Source organism: Streptomyces sp. NPDC033229 (assembly GCF_055576875.1).
In genome coordinates, this window is the sequence record NZ_JBVIQR010000122.1 from 1 (window position 1) to 5,553 (window position 5,553).

Sequence of the window (5,553 nt, forward strand, 5' to 3'; positions counted from 1 at the left end):
AGCAGGGCGTCCAGGTTGTTCGTCACACAACGATCTTGGACGCCCTGTCTGCGTTCCCGGACACACCGTCAGCATTCGGAATGACTCGTCTAGGTCCCGGTAGTCACTCCAGGCGAAGCTCTTCGGCTGCCCCAGCCGGGGGCCGTGAAGGCTCTACCGGAAGATCATTCTTGGCTCGCTCACCGGACTGCTTCGGGGTCCTGTTCCACGGCTCCGTCGGGACGCTGAAAGGAAAGCCCCCCATCGCTTCAGACACCTGCTGATCCCCGGGCCCCCGGTTCGGTCAGCCGCACCCGGTGCAGCTTCATGATCAGGCCGCCACATCAGGCGCCGTGCCCACAGCTGGTCGGCCAGGCCCACGTCGCACGGCCGGTACTCGAGTACCGCCTGCCCCGCACCGCGGCCTGCCTGCTCTCGCCCAACAGCTGATGCCCCCCTACCGGACGGCCACGCGACCGTGCGAGCCGCGCGTCCTGGCCTCCGGCCTGCCACTTCGCCCACCAGTTGTCCACGGCTTCCAGCGACACCCCGAGCACCGACGCAACGTCCTCACGCCCCCGCCGCGCATCCACCCAGACTGCTCACACCCAGCCCAACAACCCAGAACCACAAGCGTTTCAGACCAATAGGGCGATCATGCCTGGGGGCCCCAGCCCGGTCAGCAGGTCCGCCACCTAAAAAAATCTCTTGGCTCGTGTGCTTCATCTGGCGTCATCGTGGCGTGGCTCCGGGCTCTTAACAGGCGTGGGAGAACACCCGGCGGCCCAAGTCCCGCCTGCTGCAGCGTAATCCTCTGCCGCGGGAGACGGCCGCGGCCAGGCTCGCACTCGAGTAGTCCCCGCAGCGGATATCCGGGGGGCTTGCCCGCCGCTACGGACGCCAGGAACGCTTGTACGTGTCGCGTGAAACGATCTATTGCGCACTGTTCATCCAGGCTCGTGGTGCCCTAAAGAAGGAACTCACCGGGCATTTCTGCCGACGCCGTACCACGCGCCGGTCCAAACCCGGCCACAACCGCAGGATAGCAGCGCGGGTAGGTCTGTGATGCCGTGTCCATCCGTGAACGCCCCGAAGAAGCAGAAGACCGGGCGCCGGACACGGGGAAGTCGGCCTGATCACCGGGGCGGAGAACAGCCGCATAGCCACCCTCGTCGAGCGCCGTTCCCGCTGCGTGATGCCCGTCAAAGTGCCCGCACCCCCCAGCCACGGACCGGCCAGGCCCCGGACACCGCAAACGCCGTCAGCGCTCTGACCGATGTACGCGCTCTGCCGGGTGAGTTGATGAAGTCCCTCACCCGGGACCGCGGCACCAAAATCGTCCACCACTAGAGATTCACCGCCGCCGCCGACATCCAGGTCTGCTTCTGCGCCCCGAAGAGCCCTTGACAGCGCGACTCGAACGAGAATACCAATGACCTCCTTCGGTAGAACTTCCCCAAAGCAAGCAGCCTCTCCCCTTGCACGCAGGAAGGGCTCGATGCCATAGCCCTGCGACTCAACACCCGCCCCCGCAGAACACCCGCTACGAAAGCCCCGCTAATAAACTCGCAGCAACTTTTGCACCTACCAGTTGAGACCGCCCTCAAATGTTTCGGATCAATAAGAAAAGCAGCCACTTTCTCGGGAATTCATATATGCACCTCAAACTCACAAGCACGCCGGCCAAGGATCATCAAATTTTACCGTACTTTATTAAACTTTCGATTATCATCTCCGTCCTGCTAGCCGGCACTCACATTTCCGTTCCGGCACCCGCCAATGCCGTCCGAGGGCCGAATAACACACTCCAGCAGAATTATTTCCTGAAAACCAATGACGAGAGGCCTGAAAGCAAAGAATTCCCGGGTTTTCCGGACACGCAGCAGACCATGCTTATCCACTCACTCCACCTCTTCAATCAGTTTTGGACCGATCCTCAAATCTCATCGGTCTGGAAGGCCACCTCGGAAACTCCTCACTCTAAGCCGCTGGACAATTTTACCTTCGCTGGCAAAAAAATCAGCGCGCCGAAGCTGAGATGCCAAGTGAATGGGAGCAATTGCCGAACAGGTAACGTCGATCTCTCCTATACTCTTTTCGGGACCAAGTTAACCCCATTCCTTGAGAGTATTGCAAATAAGTTCGAACTCGATGGGGATATCAACAAGCGGGTAGCTAGCGCGGATAGCGTAAAGGATATGCAGCTCCCGCCTGGACGGGAGGGGGAATACTGGAATCGCGATAAGAGAAAAGCTGTATTTGACTGGACGGTTAAATTCCTGAAAATGCAGAGCATGTTTCCGTCTGGGAGTAACTGTAATCTACTTCCTTACGGCATGACTAACGAGGATCTCAAGTCCATCGAGGAAGAAGTATTCAAGAAGGCAAAGTCTCGCGGAATTCTGGAAGAGGCGCACTTACAGAGCCAGCCTGGAAAAACATCAGATTTAGCAGAGATTAAATGGGTTGATCCGAAGTCAAAAGGCGCAGATGCGCTAGAAGCGGTTATTGATGAGGTCCTGCAGAAGGATACGGAACTTTATGCAAAACTCAGCCCAGGGGCGAGAGAGACACTCAAGAAAGAATTGAAACTAAACAGGGGGCTGGGGGTAGCTCTACAGGGCACCGCAGCTGGACTCGCCATCAATAATATCATTGAGACACACAAGGACCCTTCGTCGGAACCGTTAGACTATGCAGAAGCCTACTTAGGCCTGGGTGCCCCTGTTATGAGCCTGGCCAGTAGGGGATTCGGGCTGGCAGGTTCGCAGACTGGCTCTGCGGTGGTAGGGAAATCTGCTGCGGGTTTCGATGCCGCCATAAGCGCCATCGGCATCTATCAAGGCGTGAAGGAACAAGATTATATTAAAGTGGGAATCAAGGTAGTTGCTCTCGGTACCGCTATCGCCGCGATTGCCGCCACGGGTGTGGGTATTCCAATTGCAGCCTTGGCCGGCTTTCTTGTTGGCGTAGTTGATTTACTGTGGGATATGTTTAAGCCGACCTGGGTAGGGCAGGAGCTCAGGCTGGAAAAATTTCGCGATGTTGAGCTGCAGCGCGTAGGCAACTTAAAGCTAAATATTGCAAAATATGAGACGCAGCAGAAGGCCGCACTACATCAGAGGCAACAAATCGATGTCGCTTGCAATACTCCTTTGAAGCTACGGACAGTCGCACCAAGTTTCCCCCCCCTCAATGGAATTATCACAATTAAAGGCATCTATTTTCCAACTTCGACGTCGACGTTCGGTCATACGCAGCATTACCCTGTAGAAGGCTACGCCTTGGGCGATAAAGAGGTTAATATCCGCCTCTTTCAGCGTAAAGACGGGAAACAGACGCTTATGTACGGTCGACCTTTTCCCTATGCTGACTCCGCCTCCGCCAGTAGGTCCCGTAATGGTAAATGGATGCCCCCATCTGGATGGGAATTTAAGAAAACTAGCGTTCAAGGCACGCCTCCCGGGATCGCGTATGAGGAATTTACACTCCAGATCAAGCTGCAGGGTTCCGAGTGGCCTAGTACGTCTAACACTGCTACCCAGAATGTGTGCTACGACCTGTTCGTTGGTTTGGGCAGCTTCGTCGTAACCGGCCCCGGCAACACAGCCCCGCAGATCTGTGCGAATAACTCATTCTCTCCGGTTCTGACGGACATTATTACTCCAGATAAATTTATCGACTACAGCGACCCCAGCAAAGCCGACAGGCTGAGCAATAGGGCGAAGAGTGATCCCTCCTTCTTTGCGTACAGTTACCAAATTGAATGATACTGCCAGGCTTACAACGCCTAACCTCAATGCCGGACAGCCTGCATGTGAAGTGGTGGATCTCGGCGATGGCGTCCTGGGCCCGACGTCCAGGACGATACCCGTAACTGGACGGGTAGAGTAGGGTCGGAGCGGAGCACGGTACCGGTCTTTCGAACCAGCCCGTTTCTCCGCCCCGCCCTCCGAACCCGGCGTGCAAGTTGTCCCTGCACCGGGCTCTCCGCAGGCATGCGGATGAGCGTTGCTATCCGTTCAGCATCTCCGCGTTCCACGGCGTGGGAATCCTCGCCCCTCGGTAGCGGTAACGAGTCACCGGCACCGAATCGGGGCGGAAGAGAACCCCGCCCGCAGCCGTAATCTTGTCCTTGCCCCAGTAACGGTCCTTGAACCACTTCCAGTTTGCCTTGGGATGCTTGGCCCGGAGCCACCGCATTACCCGCCACCACGTGTAGTAGGCGAGGTAGTGAAGGGTCCGTTTCACCGCGGCGTGCTGGAAGTAGTTGACCACGCCCCGAAGGATCGGGTTGATGGTCATCAAGACCTCCACCAGGGAAAGGTTGAGTCGGTTGCGTCGGTTCAGCGCCTTCACCTTCTGCTTGACCGCGTTGAGATTGGTCTTGGACAGGAAGGTGTAAGCGCACGGGGTCTTCCCTTCCCTCGGCCTTCGCTGGATACGAAAGCCGAGGAAGTCAAAACCCACGTCCACGTGGGTGATGTGCGTCTTTTCCACCGAGAGCGTCAGCCCCTGACTCTCCAGAAGTTGAGCGGTCTTGGTCCGCAGTTCTTCTGCCTGCGCCTGGTTCCCGTGCACCATGATCACGAAATCATCCGAGTAGCGGATGAGGCGATAGGTGGCGAGCACCTTGGAGCGCAGATAGTTGCGCTGTCGGCGATACTTCGATGTGGCCGCCCAGAACTCCTCGAAGGGTTCGTCCAGCGCGGTCAGCGCGAAGTTCGCGAACAGCGGAGAGATGACTCCTCCCTGCGGCGTGCCTGTCAGGCGCCGCTCGGCCCGCCCCAGCTCGGTAAGCACGCCTGCCTTGAGGAACTCCTTGCACGGATTCACCGTGTGGCGGTCGCTGATGCGACGGCGGATGCGTTCGACGACAACGTCATGCCTGATGTTGTCGAAGCAGCCTGCAATGTCGCCCTCGACCGCCCACGTGTAGCCGTTGTTGATGTAATGCACAATCTCGGCTACCGCGTCCTGCGCCCGGCGTCCCGGCCGGTAGGCATGGCTCGACCGGTACTGGTCCGGCTCGAAAATCGGCTCCAAGACGAGCTTGAGCGCCATCTGTACCACCCGGTCAGTCACGGACGGAATTCCTAGACGACGGACCTTCTTGCTGCCCTTCTTCGGAATCGCCCCTTCCCTCACCGGGATGGGCCGATAGGTACCATCCTTCAACCGGGATCGGATATCCCGCAAGAAGGGCTCCACACCGACGTTCTCCTCGATGTAGGAACAGGTCACCCCATCCGCCCCGGCACTACGCGATCCGCGATTGGCTCGCACCCGCTGCCAGGCCACCCGAAGAGTGCCCAGGTCATAGACGAGATTGAACAGATCGCGGAACTTTTGCTGCAGCTTGAGCGCCATCTGCGCCACGCGATCTCGCAGGGTGGGAATTCCCAAATAACGGACTTTGCCGTTCTTCTTAGGGATCACCGCCTGCTTGACCGGCAGCGCAGGAAGGACCCGTCCTTGTGCAGGGCTGATTCGAAGTCCAGGTGATCATGTGACGCTGCTGGTCGCTGCTGTGTGATGCTTCTCCAGGTGGCCGTCACGAACACAACGAAGCTC

The 5,553-nt window shown here is 58.1% G+C and carries 2 protein-coding genes; one reads left to right on the top strand and one right to left on the bottom strand.

All coding sequences use genetic code 11. The features are described from left to right. The first annotated feature begins 1,634 nt into the window (after window positions 1-1,634). Window positions 1,635-3,749 carry a hypothetical protein gene (locus tag ACZ53N_RS36145; protein WP_469144967.1) on the top strand — a complete coding sequence of 705 codons (2,115 nt, stop codon included), beginning with the start codon at window positions 1,635-1,637 and terminating at the stop codon, window positions 3,747-3,749. 244 nt (window positions 3,750-3,993) lie between these two features. On the opposite strand, the gene ltrA is transcribed toward ACZ53N_RS36145, so the two are convergent. Continuing rightward, window positions 3,994-5,418 carry a group II intron reverse transcriptase/maturase gene (gene ltrA, locus ACZ53N_RS36150; RefSeq protein ID WP_469144968.1) on the bottom strand — a complete coding sequence of 475 codons (1,425 nt, stop codon included), beginning with the start codon at window positions 5,416-5,418 and terminating at the stop codon, window positions 3,994-3,996. Window positions 5,419-5,553: the final 135 nt, after the last annotated feature.

Bases quoted from the DNA above. Each gene is read 5' to 3' on its own strand.
- ACZ53N_RS36145 (WP_469144967.1), top strand. From the start codon at position 1,635: ATGCACCTCAAACTCACAAGCACGCCGGCCAAGGATCATCAAATTTTA.